Here is a 24,729-nt window from a genome sequence, read left to right on the forward strand (position 1 = left end):
GGAATATACATGATTACCGAAGACCAGCTCGAACAGCAGGCCATCGTTTGGTTTCAGGATAACGGCTACCAATACCAGCACGGCCCCGATATCGCTCCTGATGGGAATACCCCGGAACGGGCCGACTATCAGCAGGTAGTCCTAAAAAATCGCCTGCTGGATGCGCTGGCCCGCATCAATCCCCAGATTCCCCAGTCCGCCCTGGAAGAGGCGGTGCATCAGATCACCACCCCCAGTCACCCAGACCTGATGCGCAACAATCGCGCCTTCCACCAGATGATGCTGGAAGGGGTGCCGGTTGAGTTCACTGTGGATGAAGAAAAGCAGAGCGACCACGCCCGCCTGATGGACTTTGAACAACCCGGTAACAATGACTTTCTGGTGGTCAATCAGTTTACCCTTCAGGGCACCAAGCAGAACCGCCGTCCCGATCTGGTGGTGTTCATCAACGGCCTGCCCATCGCGGTGGTCGAGTTGAAGAACCCCGCTGATGAGAATGCCGATATCTGGGATGCGTATAATCAGCTCCAGACCTATAAGGCGGAGATCAGCGATCTGTTCATCACCAATACCGCCCTGGTGGTAAGCGATGGCTTAATGGCCCGTGTAGGCTCCCTTACCGCTACTGAAGAGCGTTTCATGCCCTGGCGCACCCTGGCCCATGAGAACGACAAGCCCATGCTCCAGTTTGAGCTGGAGACCATGGTGAAGGGGTTCTTCCATCCCGAGTTGCTACTGGATTACATCCGTCATTTCATCCTGTTTGAGACCGACGGCGACCTGATCATCAAAAAGATTGCCGGGTACCATCAGTTTCACGCCGTACGGGAAGCGGTACGGGCCACCGTGATTGCCGCCTGTGACGCCCCCGAGCAGGTAACCCGCTTGAAAGCCTCCTACGACGAGTTGGAGAATCTGGGCAAGCGTAAAGGGGGTGTGGTGTGGCACACCCAGGGATCGGGCAAAAGTATCTCCATGTCCTGCTATGCAGGCAAACTGCTGCAACAGCCGGAGATGAACAACCCTACCCTAGTAGTGGTGACCGACCGCAATGACCTGGATGGACAGCTCTTCCAAACCTTCAGCAGCGCCCAGGAGTCCTTGCGTCAAACACCCCAGCAGGCCGATAGCCGGGATACTTTGCGGGAGCTACTCAACAACCGCCAATCTGGGGGCATCATCTTCACCACGGTACAGAAGTTCTCTATCCTGGAGGATGAAGCCAGCCATCCGATACTGAGTGAACGCACCAATATTGTGGTGATCTCCGATGAGGCCCACCGTAGCCAATACGGGCTAAAAGCCTCCCTCAACGAAAAGACTGGCACCTACAAGTTCGGCTACGCCAAACATATGCGCGACGCCCTACCCAACGCCTCCTTCATCGGCTTTACCGGCACCCCTATCGCCCAGGAAGACAAGGACACCCAAGCGGTCTTTGGGGGCTATGTCAGCACGTATGATATTCAGGATGCGGTGGATGATGGGGCTACGGTGCCCATCTTCTATGAAAGCCGTTTGGCCAAGTTGGATATCAACCAAGAGAAGATCGAAGAGCTTAACGACGAGGTGGAAGAGGTTGTCGAGGATGAGGAGGATCTCTCCACCCGTGAGAAGACCAAGGGCAAGTGGGCCGCCCTGGAAAAACTGGTGGGAGCCGACCCGCGCATCAAGGAGGTAGCGAAAGATCTGGTTACCCACTTTGAAGCACGAACCGCCACCCTGGATGGTAAGGCGATGATCGTCTGCATGAGCCGTGAGATCTGTGTGCACATGTATGATGCCATCACCGCTCTGCGCCCAGACTGGGCAAAGGATGACCCGAACTCTGATGACGCTCCAACACCTGATGAAGGGGCCATCAAAATCATCATGACCGGTTCGGCTTCGGATAAAGCCTTGCTGACACCACACATCTACAATAAGCAGACCAAAAAACGGTTTGAGAAGCGGTTCAAGGATCCTGCTGATCCCCTCAAACTGGTGATTGTGCGCGATATGTGGCTGACGGGCTTTGATGCCCCAGCCTGCCACACCATGTATGTGGACAAGCCCATGAAGGGTCACAACCTGATGCAGGCCATCGCTCGGGTTAACCGGGTTTTCAAGGATAAGCCCGGCGGTTTGGTGGTGGATTATATCGGTATCGCCAATGAGCTAAAACAGGCACTGAAGACCTACACTGACGCCAAAGGTAAAGGGGAGCCTGCACAGATCTCTGCGGAGGCATTTTCTGTACTGCAAGAGAAAATGGAAATTTGCCGTGGGATGTTCCATGGCTTTGATTATGGTGCCTATGAGACCAACGCCACCGGGTTGCTTGTACCAGCTGCCAACCATATTTTGGGCCTGGAAGATGGTAAAAAACGGTTCCTGGATGTGATACTTGCGATCACCAAGGCATTCTCCCTTTGTGGCACGCTGGATGAGGCCAAACCACTACGTACGGAGATCGCTTTTTTCTCTGCCGTAAAAGCCGCCATTTCCAAGTTTACCCGTGTGGATAAAAAACATACTGAAGAGAGCAAAAACAGTGCTCTAAAACAGATCCTGGATAATGCGGTTGTTGCCGGTGGTGTTGCCGACGTATTTGAACTGGCCGGGTTGGACAAACCCAATATTGGCCTACTCTCCGAAGAGTTTCTAGAAGATGTGCGGAATATGGAGAACCGCAACATCGCCGTGGAGCTGCTGGCCAAGCTGCTGGAGGATGGCGTCAAAGCCAAATCCCGCAACAATGTAGTGCAGGAAAAAAAGTACGGCGACCGGTTAATGGATACACTTAAAAAGTACCGCAATCGGGGCATTGAGACCGCACAAGTCATTGAAGAGTTGATTGCCATGGCCAAGGAGTTTCAGGATGCCATGGAAAGGGATGAGGCATTGGGCTTGAACCCAGACGAGATCGCTTTTTATGATGCCCTGGCCAACAATCAAAGTGCCGTGCGGGAACTGGGGGATGAGATCCTCAAAAAGATCGCTGTAGAACTGACAGAGAAGTTACGCAAAAGTACCTCTGTAGATTGGCAAGTTCGAGATAGTGTTCGCGCTAAACTGCGCAATTTGGTTCGCCGGACGTTAAAAAAATGGAAATATCCGCCAGATAAGCAGCTAGAGGCCATCGAGTTGATTTTGAAACAGGCTGAGAGCTTATCTAACCAATGGTCTGCTTCTTAACAACGGGTTAACACTTTTCCCGTGGGTGTGCATCTGGCCACAACCCGGTTAAAGGGGTATAGGGTACTACCCCCGTTGGGTCCCCTGGTTGTTTGCATTCAGTTAGCCTTTTGAACAAGGTGACTCAGTCTTAACAATTGGTTAACACTTTTCCCGTGGGTGTGCATCTGGCCACAACCCGGTTAAAGGGGTATAGGGTACTACTCCCGTTGGGTCCCCTGGTTTTTTCATTCAGTTAACAGTTTTAAAGTTGGGTACCGTGCGTGTGCTGGTGGCCATGGCGTCCATCATTGATTTAAAGCCACGGGGAGTTAGGGGGATCTGCGGGGTGTTTTTTGGTCAGCCAGAGAAGCTGATTGAATGATATTTCATCAATCTTTTTTCCTCTTACTCTATGTAAACATCCCCGTAATTCCCCGTACTCCCCGTACGGCTTCAGATCAGCTGCTACTGACAACCCTCCAGATGTTACTCTTTGTGGATGAATCTCTGGAGCTAACGAGCTTCAAACCACCTGCTGGCCTATGTTCAAACTTCTTGAGTACCAAGCCAACCTTCTGCATGGAAAGCTCCGCAAGACGGGGGACTTCGGCTAATGTTCGCAACGCATTATCCAACCGTGACCATTCATCTTGAAACTCCGTGTAGGACCGGCTTTCACGCAATCGAGAAACCCTGACCGGCTCATCTTGAAAAATCATCTGCCACATTTGAAGCAGCTCTTCATGACTGGCTCTTTGAGGGTCTTCCTCAATGGTCGCATCAAACTTTGCTGCCACATCTTCACCACCAGCCCAAATCAGCGGCAGTCTGACCCTACGATCCCACTCAGGAATGATGGGGCAACACTTTTCTGGACGGTTTTTTACGCAGAAACTGGGAATGCCAGATCGCACTGTTCAGGGGTCATATAGCCGATGGTTGAATGCTTTCTCTGGCGGTTATAAAAGACCTCGATGTACTCAAAGATGGCCTGCTTAGCCTCTTCACGAGAGTTGAAAACAAAACCTCCGATCAACTCAGTTTTCAATGTACCAAAAAAGCTCTCCGCTGGTGCGTTATCCCAGCAGTCTCCAAGACGGCTCATGCTTTGGAGATATCCCTTCTCTTTGAGCAGGCCAGTGAAAAGATTAGATGCGTACTGGCTTCCTCTATCGCTATGGACCCATCAAGCTAACGGGCGGCCTGCACTTGAAGAGGACATTCTCAAGGCGTCTGTTGCCAGTGATGCTTGCATATGGTCAGCCATAGACCATCCAACAACGCTACGCGAATAAAGGTCTATCCAAACAGCCAGATAGAGCCAGCCTTCTTTGGTCGCAACGTAGGTGATATCGCCCACATAGGCCTGATCTGGCCGCTCAGCGGTAAACTCACGGTTCAAGTGGTTTGGCGCTACGGGCAAAGAGTGATTTGAATCCGTCGTGATGACCTTGAAACAACGCTGCGCTTTACACTCCAGATCAAGTTTGCGTTTGATCCTGGCAACCCGCCTCCTGCTGACGCGAACACCATGCTCAACCAAACAGCGGTGTATACGCCTCGAGCCGTAGGTTGCTCGGCTTCCATGAAAGATCTCAACGATCCATTCTCCTAAAAGCCTGTTTTCCTCTGTCCGGGCTGATTCTCGCCGGTTGAGCCAGTCGTAGTACCCACTCTTGGAGACACCCAATGCGCAGCAAAGGCTTTCAACAGAATGATAAACCCTTTGCCGCTGAATAAAGGCGTACTTCTACTTCCTGTCTCTGGCAAAGTACGCGGCGGCTTTTTTTAAGATGATTTGCTCTTCTTTCAACTGGGCTAGCTCTTTACGTAGCTGCTTATTTTCCCTCTGAAGATCAACCATTCCAGGAGATTTGCCGCCTGCTTTCTTGGCTGCCGCTTGTGCCCGCCAGTTGTAAAGGTTCTTTGAATTGACATCCAGCTGCTCGGCGATCTCCGGCACGGATTGATCCGTGCTGTTCATCAGGTCGACAGCACGATCCTTGAACTCCTGGGTGTACCGTTTCAATTGTCGTTTGCTCATCAAGACACCTCTTCTTATGTGGGAGTCCTATTCTCCCTCAGAAATGGTGTCCAGAAAAGTGTAACCACCTCAAAGACCAGGCCTTTATTGGATGACGGGAAATGCCGCCATTGATCCAGCTTTCCCATCCAGTTAGCAGAGCCGTGAACGGTAGGGATCTGAAGCCCCAAAAGAAACTGAAAGACCTTGATCCAGGCCTTTAAAAAATAAACCACAATATGGCGCATGTACTGTTTACGAGGTAATAAAAATCAATAAGTTGAAACTGAAACCTGGAGAATCATTTGATCTCCCTCGAGAAGTGACTACAATGTAGTTATATGTAGTCACTTATCCTAAGGAACCATGACCATGGCCGCAAAAGCATTTTCGGTACGCCTTCCCGAGGAGGTCAGAGACGAGCTGGCCTACCTCAGCGAAGCCACACACCGCTCGCAATCTTCCCTTGCCATAGAGATGCTCACTGAGCAGATCCACGCAAAATCCAGAAAAATGAAGGCCATCCAAGCCGCCAAGCAAGACATCAAATCAGGGGTCTTTCACTCTGGAGAACAGGTGCTGGATTGGATGGAGAGTTGGGGAACAGAAAATGAGAAAGCCTCACCAGAGCCTGATCTTTTTGAAAACACTGAACTATGAAGCAGCTCAAACTCTCGAGACTGGCCAAAAAAGATCTTGATCACATCAAGCGCTACTACGACCAGATCAACCCAGAGATAACCATCAAGATCAGAGACCATCTCAAGAAAAGCTTCTTACTGCTCCGAGAGAATCCACACGCTGGGCATGCCACGAACGACTATGATGTCTTCCAATGGCATGTCCCTGGGACCAAGTACACGCTTCCCTATATGATTGAAGAGGGGTCGATCATCATTCTCCGTGTCTATGACGAGAGACAAGATGTCCGCTCAACCTGACAAGAAGAGTAACCAACCAATAAGGCCCATAGGTTAGCGCTCAATACCTTGGACTTTACCCCACCAAGCTTAAGGTTCTGAGTCATGGAACCCCTTTCACCATGAAGTACTACACCCTGTACCCATGGTACTCTTCGTTGCCCCATGCCCCCCTCTAACCCCAAGATCTTCAAAAGTCACCCCCCATATGCTCCGCCATACCTTCGGCAGACTATGTGTGGATGCCAACGTCAACCTATGCATGATCCAACAGATGATGGGTCATTCGGATATCCGTACCACACAGATTTATACCCACGTGTCGACGAAGGCTATGAGGGAGAATTTTTCAGAGGTGGTTCTTTTTTAGTTCATGAAAAGAGAAGCACTACAATACTGACTAGATCTACAGGGTGATGTTCCAGTGGGCACCAAAATCCTGCGCTGAGGAAAACTTGGCCACAAATCGTGACCCCTTCCTATTATGAAGCCCGCTTTTGATAAAAGCGAACATAGGAATCACAGGCTGAAAATCCTAATTAATTCACCCTTTTATGTTCACTTATTATCTGAACTGTTTCTCATTCATGAACACATGGGTTTATTATCAAGCGTTAAATGCCAGTTTTTGCACACCTGTACACTTTTTGGTAATTATGTGAACACTTTTGCTGTTGTTTGTATTTTTGGTAGTGCTGGACAAGAGCAGACATTGAAGGAAACAGATATTTCCTTCAAGGTCTGAATATGGACATCTTATCAGATGATATTCCAGTTTTGATAAAAGCGGGAATTACAAAAGGTTGAATAATTTCTGTTTAAGTTCTTCCTGACTTGGATAAGTAATCAATACCGCTCGATGGACACCTTTGAAAATAAATTGGCTACATGCTGCTACTGCCGTAGCACCATGTACAACGGCAGCATGCATACTCTCTAAATCTTTTGATCCACCGTGTGCAATCACAGGGATGGTTACCGCTTTTGAAATCTGTTGAATCAGATCCAAATCAAATCCAGCCATGGTACTTTCTCGATCAATAGCCGTGAGGAGAATCTCTCCCGCCCCCATGATCTCAGCATGATGAGCAGCCTTCACAGGGTCAAGGCCCGTACTTTTTGTTCCACCATTCCGAAAAACTCGCAATTGACCCCAGAAATTTTCTTTAACATCTATTGATACAACAATACTTTGGCTACCAAATTGATCGGCAGCTATGCGTACCAAGTCAGGATTTTTAAAAAAAGCACTCCCAATAATTACCTTCTCCGCTCCACACCGAAATACCTGGCGAATTTGATCTATAGAGGAGACACCTCCTCCAAAAGCCAGAGGCATAAAACACTCTCCGGCTACATTTGTAATTGTTTCAAAATCAGGGCAAACGCCTTTACGGCTGGCATGTCCATCCAGCAGAACCAACTCGTCAACCTCCATATCATTGAAAAGTTTGGCCAAGTTAACAACATCGCCGATATACTCCGCCTTACTCATTTTAAATGCCACTGGTTTCACCAACCGACCACGATCCATCAAGAGAGTAGGAATAACACGGACTCTACGCATGTTCGCTTAACTCTTGAAACCAGTTTTTCATGAAGGTCATCCCAAATCGGTGGCTCTTTTCTGGATGACACTGTAATCCGGTAATTTGTTTGTGACGTACTCCAGCTACAAATGGATAACTGTGATTAGCGGTAAGAATGACATCTTCATGGTGATCACAAATCATATGATAGCTATGCACAAAATAGAAACGCATTCCATCCTCAAGCCCGACAAATAGCTCTGATGAACCGGTTTCAAACACATCACACCATCCTATATGAGGGATACGTTCATGAGCTGCCATTTTACTTTTATCAAAGGCCCGGGTATCCGCATCAATCCAACCAAAACCATCTCGGGATCCCTCATCGCTACATCTACCAAGAAGCTGCATACCCAAACAAATGCCCAATATAGGAATATTCTCCTCTATAACTCGTCGCTCAAGAACATCTCGTATCCCTGAAGTTTCCAATTGCGTTATTCCATAATCAAAAGATCCCACTCCCGGTAGAATCAACGCATCAGCTGACGCAATCTCAGCGGGTTTTGATGAAATGCTCACCTGTCGGTTAAAACGGCGGGCCATATTGTAGACTGAGAGAATATTGCCACAGTCGTAATCGATTATTACTGTATGATGAGATTTATTGATGTTCACTGGGTGGCACGTTGACGACGGGCCGAACGCCAATAACCGATTGGCCGTAAAATCCGATGGCGGTAGAAAAACGACTTGGATGTCAAGAAATCACTGTGTTTCTTAGGGGGGAGATTCATGATTTCAGACCATTCTGTTTGACTCAGCTGTAACTTTTTGAGCACATACTCCATGTCACGATTCAACAACTCTTCCGGGTAAGCTGGTGTTTTGAGTGTTTCCAGAGCATGACTCCGCTCTATTTGACCAGAACAAATCAGGTTGGACAGGTGGGCACGGCGTTTATGGATACCAAATTTTTTTGGCAGAATATAACCCTGATAGAAACGGGTAAATATTGATTCATAATGTTTACCACCATAGTCTCGCCAACCGAACACGTTCAAAATTTCTTCTTTTACCTGTTTGACATTATATTCCAAATAATTAAGGAGATCATAACGAACCAAAATATCCTTATTTTTAATAACACTATCAATTTTGTCATCAATAAATGGGTAGTTATTCAGATCTTTAACACCAAACTGTCTGCATATATCCTTAATATTTGCCTTATCCCCTTTTATATAAGTCCAACTGAACGGAAGAAAGCCCTCCGTCTCAATATTTACCCCAGAAAGCACGCTGGGAATGTCAAACTTTAATGCAATCCTATACATCGTTGCAAAAATCGCATGATCAGTCAGTACCTCGATATCTACCACAGAAGCTCTCAGATAGGCTACTTGCATCTGTCTAAAGGTTTCCCAGTCCATAACATAAGTATGAAGGTCAAACCCGGAAACATCTATAATTCGCCGAATGTTATCGATAGCAAGTTCTGAGTTCCAACCATTGTCGAAATGTACTAACAGGGGACGCAGGCCATGATGCATACATAGGTTGACCAAATAGGTGCTATCTAGACCACCACTAACCCCTATCAAGACATCGTATGCCTACCATGACCACGTTTCTTTATAGATTTGATTTTGCTTCTAGGAGTCTTGGTTGACGATTATCACGGATATCAGCCCAATGTTTATCAAATTGATGGCATAGAGAACATATTCCGGATGAATCTAACGTAACTTCATGAGCATCTATAGTCCGCATAACACAGCGAGAACACATAATAGATTGTTTGACCATAATGCCCCCTATTTTTAGCAAGACAGAAAATTTATACAATATTCCATGTTTATAAAGCCCACAAAGTGAAAATGTGGAGTTTTATCAGATCAGCATAACCCCGCAAACCGTCATGGTATTTCACTCCCAACTCGACCTCTCATATTCGTTGTGTGCTCGAAACACACCAAAATACCATGGAAAACAGTCATATATCCCTGCTCTCTACCAACAGAGTACGGTCTATTGAGCAACAGTTAAGGAAGGGACCAAATTCTTAACTGTTGGGTCGCTCCTTAAATGCCAAAGTGTTCACATTATTGGTATAAAGTGAACACAATCCGCTGTCGCTCCTATCACCCCAACTGTTAGGTTTCGGTCATTTCCTTAACTGTCGTTAGCTTGCTAGCCCTTATCATCCTGTTCATGTGAAACCATGTCCCCTAAGTCGGATTATAGTACATGGATCAAAGGGGGATTTACAGCCCCTTAGTAGAAATATTCGCTTCTATCAAAAGCGAATATTTGTTCTGATTCGGTATAATCAGAGGACCAGATTTTGTTCATTCTGATTGCACATATTTTCCCATTTCTAAGTACGGTTTTACAAAAACAGCACATAGCCCCCTACTCCCTAAACCTACCTTACTAAAGAAAGTTTAGGCTTTCTACTCTTGCCCTATCCAATCCTATGTGCAGAAAGCAGTGTTTTTTGATGGGAAACAAACATACAAGTTGATAGGTTGAGCCAAGATAAATGTTCATTATTAACAAAAGTGAACATTTAGAGTGCAAGCGGCTATTTCAAGTTTAGTGGTTCACCATGGTGTTCATCCTTACACTGACCATGATTGCTAAGAGCCTGTAAAATTCGGCATTCTTCCACTTTGTTCTCATTACAACAGCCAATGATCCTTTCTAATTCTACCTCTAGTCTCTGAAGACGATCAATTCGGCTTTTAACCTCAATTAAGTGTGATTTAGCAATCTGATCGATCTCTTTGCATGAGCGATCTATATCTCCTGCTAAGACTAGCATGTGTTGGATCTGATCCAATGAAAACCCCAGCTCTCTGCAATGCCGTATAAAAATGAGTTGGTCGACATGTTCTTGCATGTAGAGTCTCTGATTCCCCTCAGATCTTTTTGGAGGAGGGATTAGCCCCATTTGCTCATAGTAGCGCATCGTCTGCAGTTTATATCCCGTCGCTTTTGCCACCTGGCCAATGGTCCACGGGAATTTCGGGAGATTTTGATTCATGACATTTCCTGCTTGAACCTACAGTTACTGTAGGGTGTAGGGTAGAGCCACATGGGTAGTGGCGCAATCTACAAACTGAATCGTGGATGAAATCAATGGAACTGTTCTTCAATAATCTTATTGACTTGGCATTGGATGTGGCTCCCTGGCTGATCATCGGACTAATCGCTACGGGGTTGGTCAAGGCATGGATACCTGAGTCGGCTGTCGCCAGATGGCTTGGAGGGCGTGGCCTGGGGCCAATAACACGCGGTGCGCTAATTGGAGCACCTTTGCCTCTTTGTTCGTGTAGCGTAGTGCCAATGGCCATGGGGCTTCATAGGAAGGGAGCTTCGAAACCCGCGACAGTATCATTTTTGGTGGCAACACCAGAAACAGGTGTCGATTCGGTTGCTATTTCATGGGTGTTGCTGGGACCGTTCTTAACCATTGTACGGCCCATTGCAGCCATCTTCAGTGCCGTTACCTCTGGTTTGTCAGTCCTCCTAATTGACCGATTTACCAAACCTCAAGAGGATAGTACCCCTGTACCCACTCCGATGGTTTCTGGGGCATCCAGTCACAATCTCACTCAAATTGCCGTTTCTTCAACCGTTACCAAAAGCGCTTCTACCGAGGGTAGTGACTCATGCTGTTCAAGCAGTTGTTGTGGTTCAACGACTCAGTCTGAGGAGAAAGTTGAAGATTTACCCCATTGGAGACGCCTACAGCAGGGGATGAAATATGCAATGACTGATATTTGGGATGATCTTGCTCCGTGGCTGGCCATCGGTGTTTTGATCACCGCACTGGTCATGACATGGGTCCCACCGGGTAAATTGACGGCATTCTCTGAGTATCCCTTCTTGGCCATGCTGACCATGATTGCGGCTAGTGTACCGGTTTATGTCTGCGCATCGGCATCAACCCCGATCGCTGCAGCTATGATCTTCAGCGGTTTGACACCTGGTATGGCGCTGGCTTTTATGATTGCGGGTCCTGCAACTAACATCGCTACGCTGGGAATTATTAAGCGTGAGTTAGGTGGGAAGACATTGGCTGCTTATCTGTTTGGTATCATAATCAGCGCCATTTTGGCTGGGCTTGGTGTTGATTGGATTTCCGGGATAATGGGTAGTGAATTAGTAGTCATGAACCCAGCAGAAGAGGAAGAATTTGTTTCGACCTGGATCTCTATTGGATCTCTGGTCTTTTTAGTAGGTCTTTATATGCGTCATCTAAAAAAAGTGGTTGAGAAGATCAAATAATTCTGTTCCATAGGAAATGTTCACAATTTGCAAAAGCGTGCATTCCAGGACATTCCTTAGAAAAAAAGAGTTTCATCCTTCCACTTTGCCGGGAATCCCATGGAGGGGTGGAACCGGGCCACAATCGGGTACTGGTCAAACAAGTCATTCAATTTTGGGCCAATCTTCTCATATCCCAACCCTGTCAGAATCTGCTGCATGGCGGCCAGTGCGGTGTAGAGACGGTTGGTTTGATCCTCTTGCCTCGTGCCTCCGCTTCCCAAGGTCTGTACCAGTGAAATATCTTGGGAAAGAATCTTTTTGATTGCGGATGGTGATCCTAAATTGCGATTAAAAAGCCGAGTATGATGTCCACAACAATTTCTAACATCACGGATGATCTTCATCCAATTCAAGAAGGTTTGATAATTTCCCCTAAATCTTCCATCTCTCTGTGCGTTAAGGATCTTCTGAGAAAATGCGTGTAATCTATGTTGGTGCTTAGTCTCTTCTGTGACACTTTTGAGCAAACTGTATAGATCACCAAACGTCATGAGCTCGATGGCGACCCAGCCTGGCGGTAAATCACGATAGAATGGGCAGAATGCATTATAATATTTCTGGCGATAATGTTCGGCAAACGGCTCTTTGGACTTTCTGAACATGTCACGAATAGCGTTGACTGTCGTGGCGTGGTTCCCATCTTTTAGATCGAACAACGAGGCATCCAGATACCAAAAAGGGTTGTTGGTGCTGGCAGTCATTGTTTGGTCAAACAGACTCCGAACACCGATCTCGATGCGCTGAATATGGCGAAAGAGCATCAATCTGAGTTCTTCGTCGAAGGCATACAGACTATATGCATTGTCAAAGGTTGTTTGGTTGTCAAATCGTTTACTGGCATTCAGGAAAGGGAATAGATAGGCTTTGAAGCGATAGTAGCTGGCACGTTCAATGAGATTTGCAGCTTTCTCGGGATCCTGTATAGTTAACCCTTGGCCGATGAGTTTGCCACACAGCTCATCCCCATTTTTATAAGGTTTATCATACTTTAACAATTCACTCATGCAATTACTGCTCCCTGTATATGAGCCAGCAGCAGGGCATAAAAAAAGGCCGCCTACGCTCACGGGACAAAGCCCAGGTAGACGACCATTGTTGGCGCAAGCATATCAAGGATAGGAAGGTTAGGTCAAGAGTAAAAGAGATCGGCCACACTCCACCCCAGAATATCGGGGCGCGAAAAAGTCCCGTCTCCTCACCATATAGCCCCTTCCTACACCACATAAAATGTTCACATTTCACAAAAGCGTGTATTTCCGGATTTCACCTAAGCACTTATCAGTAAAGGAAATTTTTACTTACTGCAAGAACAGCATAGACTAGAATGCATGGAAATAATCTAAATACTAACTAAACCATGCATTTATAAATACGGATTTTTCCCCACTGGTGAGCATCAAAAATGACACAGCAAAACCCGAAGTGAAAAAAGACGAAAGAAGGGATGAAAGCGGCGTTGTGGTATGAATCAAGAAGCAGCACCGCTTTCCCCATGCCCCTGTTTTTCAGCCATCAATCTCATAGCTCTTTGACATGCCAAGCGCAGTCATGATGTTCAGAGCTCGGAAACAGACAAATGCCTCTCAGGCTTGATGCTCAAACAGCCTAGATATCAAGGAGTATCCAAAGACCCCTTTGATTCTTCCCATGGCAGTTTCTGCTAAACTCCGCCGATGTTAATCACTCTCCCGCTTCCATTGAGCTCATCCCACTTTCCTGATACGGCGTAAAGCCTGATCTCGTGGAGGTGCTCGGCAATTCCCGTGCTGCTTGATCTTTGCATTTCGCTGAGGTGGTATGGCAGCCTTTGCACCTCGGTCTGCAATCGACTCACGCAACAACGCTGGGTAAAACAGAAAACAGGTTGTCATCTGGAAATCGTCAAGCGCTATGAACAGAATAGGTTTTTGGTACTTCCCAAAAGCTGGATAGTGGAACGAACGTTTGGTTGGCTTTGGTAGGGTCGAGGGTTAAACAAAGACTATGAAAGAAAAGCATACGAGCGAGATTATGGTCTACATAGTAATGATCAAGACGATACTCGCAACACCTGAATATAGCCTGTTTCTTGTGGATAAATACATGCATTTAAACAGGCTTTTATACATCAAAACCATATCTTAGCACTTGCTCTTTCACCCGCTGATCGTTAACTGATAAATAAATGGTGGTGGTTTCAATATCCGCATGGCCAAGCAGTTTTGAAACCTCCCCAATATGCAGCCCCCCTTCCAACATTCTCGTGGCGTACGTGTGGCGTAACAGGTGGGGGTAAAAATGAATGCCGGTTTTCTTCTTTAAGATATCGACGATGCGGGGGATGACCTTATCCCCCATTTTGGTGTCACGCCTAAGGGAGGTGAAAAAATAACGGCACTCTTTACCCTGCTTCGTACGAGATTCCAGGTATTCACTCAACACGCACGCCAGGGAGTGTCGAAAGGGAATGAGGCGGTCTTTGGCCCCTTTTCCATGCCTGACATAAAGCTCCTTTCTAATAAGGTCGACATCCTCCAGCTTGAGGTTGAGCAGCTCTGATCTTCTTATCCCAGTAGCAAGAAAGGTGGATATGATGGCCGCATTTCGTGGCTGTTCAAACTTGTAATAGTAAGGGTAGTGCCGCGCCCAATAGAGGATACGCCCACACGCCTCTTCGGTGAGGTATTTTGGAATTTTTTTCTCTAACTTGGGCCGTCGGATATCTTTAGCGGGATTGGATTTCATAAACCCCTGATCCACGTACCAATCAACAAAAAGGCTTAACCCCTGAAGTCTTGTGTGTACCGTCTTAGCCGATCACCCTTTATCTGCTCTCCCCCAAAGAATCCAACTCTCCAAGCTGTAACGCGTTAAATCCTTTATATATTGGGCATTACTGGCTTGTGAAAAGCATTTCATGCTGTCTTTTAGCCAAATAATTGTGGCTTTAGAATTCCCTTTTAGAAATTCTGAATGACGGTAGAAATCGACATGTAATTCTTGAAGATTTTTCATGGAAGCTAGGGTACATGGCAAAACCATGTACCTATAGAATCCCGTTTTTTAGGAGGCAAAAATCGCGTTAAGCCTCTTGTAGATTACGTTCCTGGTCGGGGTGAAAGGACTCGAACCTTCGACCTCATGGTCCCAAACCATGTGCCCAACCAACTAAACTTCATTTTGGCGGTTTTTTGGCTTATTAAAGCCATCCATGGGCTGGGCTGGTAAAAAAGAACGATTTGATTCTATGGGTACTTGGCACGGCGGGAATCATAAAAAACAACAAGCCAGAGTCAATCTATTATTCACTGATTTCATTGAAAAATGCATTCCATTATCCAACTCTAAACAGACTATTTTTTCTTCATGTGTGCCTGCCCCAGATCTATAGACTGTAGGATCATTCTGACCCCTGCATTCGTTCATTCTGCTCTGTTACCTTCTATCCTATGTGACCATTGTGATCTGACTTTTTGGATCTTATCCGTGTTCAATATAATGTGTGATCGCTGCCATGAGCCATTCGGATAAACAAGCCAAGCTGTCATTTGGGAGGCTTTCTGATCAAGAAGTCCTGCGCGAGATGGCACGTGATATGGACGTGGCGCTCTATTGCCCTTATGAAAAGTCAAAGGCAGCAAAGATTTTGAGCATCAGCTCTGGTGAATTGGATAAATTAAAAAATAAGGGCAAAATTGCTTATCTCAATATAGCCACTCACGAAGTCCGTTTTCTCGGCCTTCAGTTGCTCACCTATCTTTTGGAGTGTGTGGTCCCTGTTGGTCCAATCCAGACTGATGAAGGACCACCTGTTCCAACGCCAAAGCCAACACAACCGCCAGTGAAAGCAGAACTGATTTCTGTGAGTGACGCGCTGTCCATGTTTGGCGTCATGACACGCCCCTACAGTGTGAGTCTCGGGAAATCAGGCCTTTTTTAAGCCGTACGGCGACCGGGAGTAGAACCCATGCGGATTCTTTTTAAATCTCTCCATAGATGTCCCCAGGCTGCTAAACCATAACGATCTGAAATTCCTATGCATCACCAGACTAAAACCTTACGACAAATAAACATGGACCAACAAAGCCCCAATTTGTCACAATAAAAGATAGAAAAGACATTTATCTTACGACCACAGATCTGACCATCCATACCCTTTATCCAGTGGGGCAGGTACTGTCGCATGCATATAAACACTGCAAAACCTATTACCTCACTCATTTTTTTCCTGCTTTGTCTCTGCATTGGCCTACCTGCCCACGCTGAACATGCCCCTATCCAGCTCACAGAAGCTGAACAAGCCTGGGTTACGCACCATCCCACCATCCGTGTGCATAATGAACGTGACTGGGCACCCTTTAACTTTTCTCAAGCTGGGCAACCTAAAGGGCTCTCTATTGATTATATGAATTTGCTGGCCCATAAAGTGGGGTTACAGATTCAATATGTCACAGGTCCATCGTGGCATGAATTTTTGGGGATGATGAAAACAGGACAGTTGGACGTCATGCTTAACATTGTTAAGACCCCTGACCGCCAGCAATACCTGCTCTACACCCCACCCTATGTGGATAATCCCAATACCATCCTCAGCCGCAAAAGCACCCCATACCACACATTGGACCAACTGTTTGGTAAAAAGGTATCGGTACCCAAAGGCTTTTTTTACGAAGAGATCCTTAACCGCGATTACCCACAGATCAAAATATTACCTGTGCGTAATACCATAGAGTCCATTAAAGCCGTGAGTTTTGGCAAAGCAGATGCGGCCTTGGGCGAGTTGGCTGTCTTTAACCATCTACTCACCCACCATATGCTCTCAGACGTAGCGATAAGCGGTGAGGTACAGATAGGCAAGCCTGAACTTAGCCAGCTCAATATCGCCACCCGTAAAGATCTACCCATACTGGCCAGTGTGCTCAAAAAAGGGATGGCAGGTATATCCACACAAGAGCTCCGGGCGATTAAACAAAAATGGTTGGACACCACCACCACACAACCACAAAACCCCGTATACATGCAGAGTCATGCCATCATTTGGTGGAGTATTGGGGGTATCTTGACCCTGGTTGCACTCATGGTGCCCCTTATCTTGAAGCAGATCCTTAATAAAGCCACCATTGCCCGGTTCAATGCCAGCATCCTGCGCCGTGTCGGTGTTATGGCTGTTTCACTGTTTTTGGCACTTGTTATTGGTCTCACGTGGTTTTCACTACAAAGGGTGCATGGCCAGCTGCAAAATAACATTGGCAATCAACTACAAATTATTAATCAATCGGTCCACCAGGCCCTACAAACCTGGTTAGAAGGCCGCAAAAATTTAGTTATGGAGCTGAGCTACCATAGTGCATTACAGGTGGCGACCAATCAGCTTTTACAAGCCCCCCGAACACGGGAAACCCTGTTAACCCACCCGAGCCAAAACAAACTACGGCGTTACCTTGAACCTCGGCTGAAACGCGCCAATGCCAAGGGTATCTTTATTATTGCACCCGACCGTATCAGCATTGCCTCCATGCGCGATGCCAACATTGGTCAGATCAACCTTATTGCCAAACAGCGAAAAGCTTTGATGGATCGTGCTTTTAATGGGGAGACGGTGTTTATTCCACCCATTGAGTCAGATGTTCCCCTAAATGATGCCACAGGTAGGTTAATTAACCGCGCACCAACCATGTTTTTTGCCACACCGATTAAGGATCCCAACGGGCTGGTTTTGGCTGTGCTGACCCTACGCTTTGATCCAACTTTTGATCTTACCCGCATTACTCGAGCTGGCCGCCCAGGCACAACCGGTGAGACCTATGCCGTGGACCCATTGGGCAACCTGCTAACAGAGTCGCGTTTTACCCATACTTTAAACCGTTTTTTTGGGACTGATCGACCTCGTATTCCCATCGCAGATCCGGGGGGTAACCTTATGCAAGGTTATGCACCGGCATCCCCCCAACAAACCTGGCCCTTAACCCATATGGCCATGGAGGTTTCACAGAAAAAGGCGGGCTTAAATCTACAAGGCTACCGGGATTATCGCGGGGTACCGGTGATCGGTGCTTGGCTCTGGTCCCAGGATCTAGGGATCGGGCTGGCAACAGAAATTGATGTAGAAGAGGCTTATCACCCCTACTTTGCCTTACGCAATTTGGTGCTGGGTGCGCTCGGCACCACCACTCTATTAGCCCTACTGCTAACCGGGCTCTCCGTTTGGTTGGGTGACCGCACCAAAGAGCATTTGGAACATTTGGTTAAAGATCGTACAGAGGAGCTAACCGCCAGCCGGGATCGCTTCCGGGTACTGTTTGATACCGCTGCCGATGCCAACCTTATTTTGGAAGGTGATCACTTTACAGCCTGCAATCAGGCGGCTATTGATCTGTTGGGCTATGCCAATAAAGAGGATCTGCTGGCTCAGCGCCCCTATGAAATTTCTCCCCCAACCCAACCGGATGGGCAGCCTTCTGACTCCAAAGCCATTGCCTGCATTGAAATGGCCCATACTCGGCAGGGCAACCGTTTTGATTGGGTTCATCAAAAACTGGACGGCACCCCCATCACCGTTGAGGTGATCTTGACCCCCATTCAGCTAGATGGAAAAACCGTTCTCTTTGTCGTGTGGCATGACCTAACCGAGCGGCTCATTGCAGAACAGAACCTGCGTGAGAGTGAAGAACATTTTCGTGAAATGTTGGCTTCAGCACCGATTGGGGTCGGTATTGCGGATCGTCAGCGTAATCTGGTGTTCTGTAATCCCAGAGTCTCAGAAATTTCAGCCCTTAAATTGGGTGAGCCTGTGGACCCTGTGTATGTCTATCCCCAACAGCGTCTTCAAGCTGGGGAGATTATGCAAAAAGAGGGCATGGTCCAGGATTATGAAATGGCCGTTTATGGCCCTGAAGGTGAGATCCGCGAGATGCTTGCCTCATTTATGCAGACAGAATATCAAGGAGAACCGGCCACCATTGGCTGGATCTATGATATCAGTGAGCAAAAAGCTGCTGAACAGACCATTCATCAAGCCCGTGCACTGGCTGAAGAGGCCAACCGTGCCAAAAGTGATTTTCTGGCCAATATGAGCCATGAAATCCGCACCCCGATGAATGCCATTATCGGCATGTCACACCTCGCTTTACGTACCGATTTAAACCACAAGCAACGCAACTATATTGAGAAGGTACACCGCTCAGCAGATGCTTTACTGGGGATCATCAACGACATTCTAGATTTTTCCAAGATTGAAGCGGGAAAACTGGATATGGAGGATATCGACTTCCGCTTGGATGATGTGCTGGAGAACTTGGCCAATCTAGTGGGTATGAAGGCTGAAGAGAAAGGGGTGGAGTTGTTGTTTGATACCGAGCCCGGCCTACCCACTGCCTTAATTGGGGATCCGCTACGTTTAGGGCAGATCCTTATTAATTTGGGTAATAATGCCGTTAAGTTTACAGAGCAGGGTGAGATTGTAGTCTCTACCCACTTGGAAGCATCGGATGGTTCTACAGCCCGTTTTCGGTTCAGTGTACGCGATACCGGAATAGGCATGACCGAAGCGCAACAAGGGCGACTCTTTCAATCCTTTAGCCAGGCCGATAGCTCAACCAGCCGTAAATATGGTGGTACAGGTTTGGGACTCACCATCTCCAAACAGCTCACAGAGATGATGGGGGGGGACATAGGGGTACACAGTGAAGCGGGCATGGGGAGTACATTCTACTTTACCGCCGATTTTGGTCTACAGGCCAACCCCAAACCCAGACAGATTATTAACCATCAGGAACTGGCAGGGCTAAGAGTTCTGGTGGTGGATGATAACCTCACTGCACGGGAGATCCTCACCACCATGGTGGCAGGCTATGGTATGCAGGTACATGGTATGGAGGATGGCCCATCGGCCTTAGAGGCTATTTTACAGGCCGATTCAGCAGGCCAAGCTTATGACATTCTCATGGTCGACTGGCAAATGCCCCATATGGATGGCGTACACTGCCTACAGGCCATGGGGCAGCAGGATTTAGAGCATCCACCCGCCATGATTATCGTCACCGCTTTTGGCCGGGAAGAGGCCAGTCAAGCAGCCGAAGAACGGAATGTTCAGTGCCGTGCCATCCTAGCCAAACCGGTTACGCCAGCCTCTTTACTTGATGCCATTGGTGAAGCCTTAGGACGTATTATTGCCCGAGGACGGGAAGAGGCTCAACTGATTGAGGATCCCATTCACGCAGTACAAAAACTCAGTGGTGCCCATTTGCTGTTGGTTGAGGATAATGAGCTTAACCAAGAGCTGGCCTTGGAACTGCTGGCCAATAACGGCATAACCGCCAAAACCGCTATGAACGGCCAAGAGGCACTGGATATTCTGGCTACTGGTGAAGCATTTGATGGGGTTTTGATGGATGTACAAATGCCGATTATGGATGGTTACACAGCCGCCAGTAAAATCCGTGCTCAAACTCAGTTCGATACCTTACCGGTCATTGCGATGACAGCCAATGTCATGGTGGATGACCTGGATAAGGCCAAAGCCGCAGGTATGCACGCCCATATTGGTAAACCGATTAATGTTAAAGAGATGTTTAGTGTCTTGGCGACCTGGATCAAACCTGCCAACCCGTTGGCTAGCCCCACCGATGATCGCTCAGAAGAGACCGATATCACCCTACCCCCCCTACCGGGTATTGATACCCAAGCTGGTTTAGCCATTACCCAGGATAATCAGGCTCTTTATCTACGCCTTTTACGCAAATTTCATGACCGCCAGGGTGATTTCAACGCACGGTTCAACGCGGCTCTTGGATCAGATGATCCCGATGCTGCCCAACGAGAAGCCCATACTTTAAAAGGAGTAGCTGGTAATTTAGGGGCAAAAAAACTGGAAGCTTCCGCTCAGCAGTTGGAACAAGCTTGCCAAGAAGGTATAGAAGATCTGGACACCCTATTGGCTCAGGTCAATACGGAACTAAGCCGTGTGATGCAGGGTTTGGCCGCACTGGCACATATCACCCCCAAACAGGTACAGAGCGTCGTTGATCTGCAACCAGAGTGGCAGAAACTGGTGACCTTATTGGAGGAGGATGATGCGGATGCCATTCAAGTCTTGGAGTCTCTCCACCACCATCCAGACCTCGCCCCTTATGCAGAACAACGACATCGCTTAGAACAGGCTCTGGCCAGTTACGATTTTGAGGAAGCCCTGACATTGGCCAAGAATATTGGGCAGACCATCACCCAAGCCCGGTAACCATGCAACCCTCTCGATCCTAAGCTAACCCATTGACCTTACCCTGCTCCCCTCTGTTCCTGTGGGACTAGGGTTCCCCAACCGTAAACCGGCCCATAGGGTACGGCCATGACCATGGTCGTGCGAGAGCCTCCCCACCAAGCTTGGTTGATTCACTTACAGGGTGTGGCATTTGCCACACTCTATAGAGATATGCGCTACCCGGCTTACTGTTATCACACTTTTTACATTCATTTTATTATATATACTTAGCCCCTTTTTCAAACGCCTCTCCATCCCCTTCTAATACCTAAAAAAACCACCAAATCCTATGTGAAATAACCTGTTTAACCGTGACTTAGGAATGATCTATATTTATAGGTGTTAATCCCTATGCACCCATGATGAGGTGGTTAAGTCAAACCATGTTCACCAACGCTCTTTCACCGCTGCGGCGACCGGCACAGGTTGTTATGGCGATTTTACTGATCCTGCTATTGGCCTGGGTTGGGATGTTTGTCCACCTAAACTGGGTACGTGCGGACCATCAACAACGGGTATTGGCCAATGGCGCATGGGTCAAAAAGTTGCAGTTAACCGATCTAAGCCTATTTACCGAAGCCCGCTATACACGCCACCCCACCATGGCCGACCGGCACAGTGCCTTTCAGGATCATCCCCTCTCTCTGGAGCATTTTCCAACCGGCTCTTTGGTTGCCCCCCCTGAACATTTAAGGCAGACCCCATGACCCGTTGGCTCAACCGACACATGAACCTTATGGACTACACCATAACGGCGCTGCTACGCCGTAAAGGGCGCAACCTTGGGTTGCTGGTGGTCTACAGCAGCCTGATCTTTCTATTTGCATCGGTCATGTTGTTCAGTCACGCCTTACAGTACGAGGCCACACAAACCTTAAAAAATGCACCTGAAGTGGTGATCCAAAAAATGGTTGGTGGACGTCACGCTTTGGTCCCTGCGCAGGATCTGGAGCGTCTTACCAAGATCCGTGGTGTACGCCACCCCCAAGGGCGTGTGTGGGGCTACTACTATGACCCTGTGGTTAAAGCCAACTATACCCTGATGGCGCCACAAGAGGGGGCACCCGGACTGGGCGAAGCCATAATCGGTGCGGGCATTGCCAATGGCCGGGGGTTGGATGTAGGGGATGCTCTCTCCTTACCCATTGCCAATGGTGAACAGTTTGTCCTGAACATTGTCGGTATTCTGCCAGAGCAGACGCAGTTGGTCACTTCGGATCTGTTGCTGTTGGAGGAGAATACCCTCAGGGTTCTTTTGGATATTCCAGATGACTTTTATACCGATCTGACCTTACGCGTACGTAACCCTAAAGAGGTCGATACGGTGGTGGGTAAGGTGGTGAATGAAATCTACGATGCCCGCCCCATTACCCGTGCTGAAATGCTCCGCACCTACCGGGCAATCTTCGATTGGCGCCAAGGTATTCTGTTGGTGGTACTTTTGGTTTGTGTCTGGGCCTTTGTCATTTTGGCGTGGGATAAAGCCGCAGGCCTAAGTGCTGAGGAAAAAAGAGAAATTGGTATTTTAAAAGCCATTGGTTGGGAGACATCAGACGTTATTGCGATGAAATTTTGGGAGGGCCTGCTCATCTCATTAACAGCCTTCCTTATGGGTACACTCGCCGCTTATTGGCATGTCTTCGGCTTTTCAGCCACTTTATTTGAATCCGTCCTAAAAGGGTGGTCGGTCCTCTACCCACAATTTGCCCTAACACCCATGATTGATGGTGTACAGATCACCACTCTATTTTTCTTTACGCTCTTTCCTTATATCGCAGCCACACTGGTACCCATCTGGCGGGTTGCCTCAACGGATCCAGATGCGGTGATGCGATGATTGAGCTTATGGATGTACGCAAAGCCTTTAATCAAGGTAAGCCCAATCAAATATGGGCGGTCAATGGGGTCACCCTAGACCTAAGAGATAGCCAGGTCACCGTGTTAACGGGTCCCTCTGGCAGCGGCAAGACCACACTACTAACCCTCATTGGTGCCCTGGCCCGGCCCACGGAAGGACGGGTGCGTCTGGATGGTGAGGAGATCTCTAACCTACCAGAGCGGTTTCTTACTGAGATTCGCCGACACCGTTTTGGCTTTGTTTTCCAGCGTTTTAACCTTATCCCAGGGCTAACAGTTCTGGATAATGTCATGTTACCTACCCTCCCCATGGGCAGAGATCGTAGCAGCGTCCAACAACGGGCGATGGACCTATTGCAACAGTTGGGGCTGGAAAACAAGGTAGGATCTAAAGTGGAGTGGCTCTCTGGGGGTGAAGCACAACGCACCGCCATGGCCCGTGCGTTGATTAATGATCCCGATGTGATCATTGCGGATGAACCAACCGCCAACTTGGATAGCCACCTTTCAGCCGAATTTTTGCACATTATTGAGGCTCAGGCAGACCAGGGTAAAACCATTTTAATGACCAGCCATGATCCGCTGGTGTATGAATCCCCACTTATTCAGCGACGGGTGGACATAAGAGATGGCCAGTTGGTGGAGCAGACATCATGATGCTGCAACCCTCCATTTTGGCATTAACCATCGCCGATGGTGTGGCCCTACTGTTTTTGCTCTTAGCATCCGGATTTGCCGTCATACTGCTACGCCATTGGAATTTGGGCAGTGGCTCCGCGCAACAGCTAACCCTTGAACGCCAAACCTATCTGGTCTCGACCCTGCTCAGTTTTGCCCTGGTCACACAACTGATCACTCTGCTGCTGCTTGTCTTTAATGCCGACCGCATGGCTGAGTATTTTGTGGGGGCTATGTGTGCTGTCGGTACATTTAATGCCCACCCTTGGGGGTTTCCTGCCCTGCAACTACGTTTGCTGCTGTTTGTTATGGCGGGTGTTTGGTTGGTGATGAACCATCTGGATAATCAACACCCTCGATATCCCCTTATTCGCCCTAAATATGCCTTGGTCTTAGCCATAACCTTACTCTGTCTCAGTACAGCAGGGGTACAGCTTGGCTATTTTCTAGGGCTGGAAGGGGACTTGAGTGCGGTAATTACCTCATGCTGCGGTGCCCTGTTTAGTGTCGATGCCCCAACCTTGGCCGCTGATCTGTCAGGTATGGACCCACGCATGTTGATGATGTTGTTAACCCTAACCCTGGCCGCCACCATTGCAGCGGGTCTGCTGGTGATTAAACGAGGAAAAGGGTATGGCCTTTTTGGTGGTCTCACACTCTTAAGCTTTCTGGTCAGTATGGCCTCCATCATTGGTTTTCTCTCACTCTACATCTATGAACATCCACACCATCACTGCCCTTTTTGCTTTCTAAAAGCCGACTATCACTATCTGGGCTACCTGCTTTACATTCCCCTGCTTACCGCAACAACACTGGGTTTGGGCGTATCTGCAAGCAGTGCATTGAATCGGTCTGGGCTACTCAATGGTGTCTTGCACAACCGGGGCATCACGCTTATCCGCTTGGCGACCTATCTGTGGGTTCTATTTGCCCTACTTACCCTGTTGTTGGTTAACCAATCTAATCTCATTCTTTTGGAGTCGTAAC

General features: G+C 47.9%; 20 protein-coding genes and 2 pseudogenes. 12 read left to right on the forward strand and 10 right to left on the reverse strand.

Annotated elements, in window-relative coordinates; genetic code table 11:
* Nucleotides 1-9 precede the first annotated feature (9 nt).
* A complete protein-coding gene (locus tag V5T57_RS02045; protein ID WP_332889491.1) occupies nt 10-3,177 on the forward strand; it encodes a type I restriction endonuclease subunit R in 3,168 nt (1,055 codons plus the stop codon).
* A 440-nt stretch (nt 3,178-3,617) separates the two neighbouring features.
* On the opposite strand, the gene V5T57_RS02050 is transcribed toward V5T57_RS02045, so the two are convergent.
* The 4 genes and pseudogenes from V5T57_RS02050 to V5T57_RS20845 form a co-directional block, all read right to left on the reverse strand.
* Nucleotides 3,618-3,956, reverse strand: a complete 339-nt coding sequence (locus V5T57_RS02050) for a hypothetical protein (protein WP_332889492.1) — start codon at nt 3,954-3,956, stop codon at nt 3,618-3,620.
* Between the two features lie 86 nt (nt 3,957-4,042).
* Nucleotides 4,043-4,339 (reverse strand): annotated as a pseudogene (locus V5T57_RS20835) (IS3 family transposase); the annotation flags it as partial.
* A gap of 6 nt (nt 4,340-4,345) precedes the next feature.
* Nucleotides 4,346-4,897, reverse strand: a complete 552-nt coding sequence (locus V5T57_RS20840; protein WP_442918163.1) for an IS3 family transposase — start codon at nt 4,895-4,897, stop codon at nt 4,346-4,348.
* A 12-nt stretch (nt 4,898-4,909) separates the two neighbouring features.
* Nucleotides 4,910-5,203: a transposase gene (locus tag V5T57_RS20845; protein WP_442918159.1), complete on the reverse strand. Its 294-nt coding sequence runs from the start codon at nt 5,201-5,203 to the stop codon at nt 4,910-4,912.
* A gap of 345 nt (nt 5,204-5,548) precedes the next feature.
* Here V5T57_RS20845 and V5T57_RS02060 point away from each other — a divergent pair, with 345 nt between their 5' ends.
* From V5T57_RS02060 to V5T57_RS20850, 3 genes are all read left to right on the forward strand, one after another.
* Nucleotides 5,549-5,842, forward strand: a complete 294-nt coding sequence (locus tag V5T57_RS02060; protein WP_332889493.1) for a CopG family ribbon-helix-helix protein — start codon at nt 5,549-5,551, stop codon at nt 5,840-5,842.
* On the forward strand, nt 5,839-6,123 hold the full coding sequence (locus V5T57_RS02065; protein WP_332889494.1) for a type II toxin-antitoxin system RelE/ParE family toxin: 285 nt from the start codon (nt 5,839-5,841) through the stop codon (nt 6,121-6,123). Before V5T57_RS02060 ends, V5T57_RS02065 begins: the two co-directional genes overlap by 4 nt.
* Nucleotides 6,124-6,247: 124 nt before the next feature.
* Nucleotides 6,248-6,472, forward strand: a complete 225-nt coding sequence (locus V5T57_RS20850; protein ID WP_442918160.1) for a tyrosine-type recombinase/integrase — start codon at nt 6,248-6,250, stop codon at nt 6,470-6,472.
* Between the two features lie 423 nt (nt 6,473-6,895).
* Here V5T57_RS20850 and V5T57_RS02070 read toward each other — a convergent pair whose 3' ends face one another.
* From V5T57_RS02070 to V5T57_RS02085, 4 genes are all read right to left on the reverse strand, one after another.
* Nucleotides 6,896-7,669 (reverse strand): HisA/HisF-related TIM barrel protein, encoded by a 774-nt coding sequence (locus V5T57_RS02070; protein WP_332889495.1) that lies wholly within the window; start codon nt 7,667-7,669, stop codon nt 6,896-6,898.
* Nucleotides 7,662-8,312, reverse strand: a complete 651-nt coding sequence (hisH, locus tag V5T57_RS02075) for an imidazole glycerol phosphate synthase subunit HisH (protein WP_332889496.1) — start codon at nt 8,310-8,312, stop codon at nt 7,662-7,664. Before hisH ends, V5T57_RS02070 begins: the two co-directional genes overlap by 8 nt.
* On the reverse strand, nt 8,309-9,238 hold the full coding sequence (locus tag V5T57_RS02080; RefSeq protein ID WP_332889497.1) for an N-acetyl sugar amidotransferase: 930 nt from the start codon (nt 9,236-9,238) through the stop codon (nt 8,309-8,311). The genes hisH and V5T57_RS02080 overlap by 4 nt, the downstream gene beginning before the upstream one ends.
* 983 nt (nt 9,239-10,221) lie before the next feature.
* A complete protein-coding gene (locus V5T57_RS02085; RefSeq protein ID WP_332889498.1) occupies nt 10,222-10,683 on the reverse strand; it encodes a MerR family transcriptional regulator in 462 nt (153 codons plus the stop codon).
* A 95-nt stretch (nt 10,684-10,778) separates the two neighbouring features.
* Here V5T57_RS02085 and V5T57_RS02090 point away from each other — a divergent pair, with 95 nt between their 5' ends.
* Nucleotides 10,779-11,930 (forward strand): SO_0444 family Cu/Zn efflux transporter, encoded by a 1,152-nt coding sequence (locus V5T57_RS02090; protein ID WP_332889499.1) that lies wholly within the window; start codon nt 10,779-10,781, stop codon nt 11,928-11,930.
* A 56-nt stretch (nt 11,931-11,986) separates the two neighbouring features.
* Here V5T57_RS02090 and V5T57_RS02095 read toward each other — a convergent pair whose 3' ends face one another.
* Complete coding sequence (locus V5T57_RS02095; protein ID WP_332889500.1) at nt 11,987-12,976, reverse strand: Abi family protein; 990 nt, start codon at nt 12,974-12,976, stop codon at nt 11,987-11,989.
* 864 nt (nt 12,977-13,840) lie between these two features.
* Here V5T57_RS02095 and V5T57_RS02100 point away from each other — a divergent pair.
* A pseudogene (locus V5T57_RS02100) lies at nt 13,841-13,927 on the forward strand (IS5/IS1182 family transposase); the annotation flags it as partial.
* A gap of 145 nt (nt 13,928-14,072) precedes the next feature.
* Here V5T57_RS02100 and V5T57_RS02105 read toward each other — a convergent pair.
* Nucleotides 14,073-14,696, reverse strand: coding sequence for a tyrosine-type recombinase/integrase (locus tag V5T57_RS02105; RefSeq protein WP_332889501.1), 624 nt, complete (start codon nt 14,694-14,696; stop codon nt 14,073-14,075).
* Between the two features lie 769 nt (nt 14,697-15,465).
* On the opposite strand from V5T57_RS02105, the gene V5T57_RS02110 reads away from it, so the two are divergent.
* From V5T57_RS02110 to V5T57_RS02135, 6 genes are all read left to right on the forward strand, one after another.
* On the forward strand, nt 15,466-15,891 hold the full coding sequence (locus V5T57_RS02110) for a hypothetical protein (RefSeq protein WP_332889502.1): 426 nt from the start codon (nt 15,466-15,468) through the stop codon (nt 15,889-15,891).
* A 243-nt stretch (nt 15,892-16,134) separates the two neighbouring features.
* Nucleotides 16,135-21,186: a response regulator gene (locus V5T57_RS02115; RefSeq protein WP_332889503.1), complete on the forward strand. Its 5,052-nt coding sequence runs from the start codon at nt 16,135-16,137 to the stop codon at nt 21,184-21,186.
* 404 nt (nt 21,187-21,590) lie between these two features.
* Nucleotides 21,591-21,914, forward strand: coding sequence for a hypothetical protein (locus V5T57_RS02120; protein WP_332889504.1), 324 nt, complete (start codon nt 21,591-21,593; stop codon nt 21,912-21,914).
* Nucleotides 21,911-23,044 (forward strand): ABC transporter permease, encoded by a 1,134-nt coding sequence (locus tag V5T57_RS02125; RefSeq protein ID WP_332889505.1) that lies wholly within the window; start codon nt 21,911-21,913, stop codon nt 23,042-23,044. The genes V5T57_RS02120 and V5T57_RS02125 overlap by 4 nt, the downstream gene beginning before the upstream one ends.
* Complete coding sequence (locus tag V5T57_RS02130; protein ID WP_332889506.1) at nt 23,041-23,721, forward strand: ABC transporter ATP-binding protein; 681 nt, start codon at nt 23,041-23,043, stop codon at nt 23,719-23,721. Before V5T57_RS02125 ends, V5T57_RS02130 begins: the two co-directional genes overlap by 4 nt.
* Nucleotides 23,718-24,728: a hypothetical protein gene (locus V5T57_RS02135; RefSeq protein WP_332889507.1), complete on the forward strand. Its 1,011-nt coding sequence runs from the start codon at nt 23,718-23,720 to the stop codon at nt 24,726-24,728. Before V5T57_RS02130 ends, V5T57_RS02135 begins: the two co-directional genes overlap by 4 nt.
* The last annotated feature ends 1 nt before the right edge of the window (nt 24,729 follow it).

This window comes from Magnetococcus sp. PR-3, assembly GCF_036689865.1.
In the GTDB taxonomy this organism is placed as follows: domain Bacteria; phylum Pseudomonadota; class Magnetococcia; order Magnetococcales; family Magnetococcaceae; genus Magnetococcus.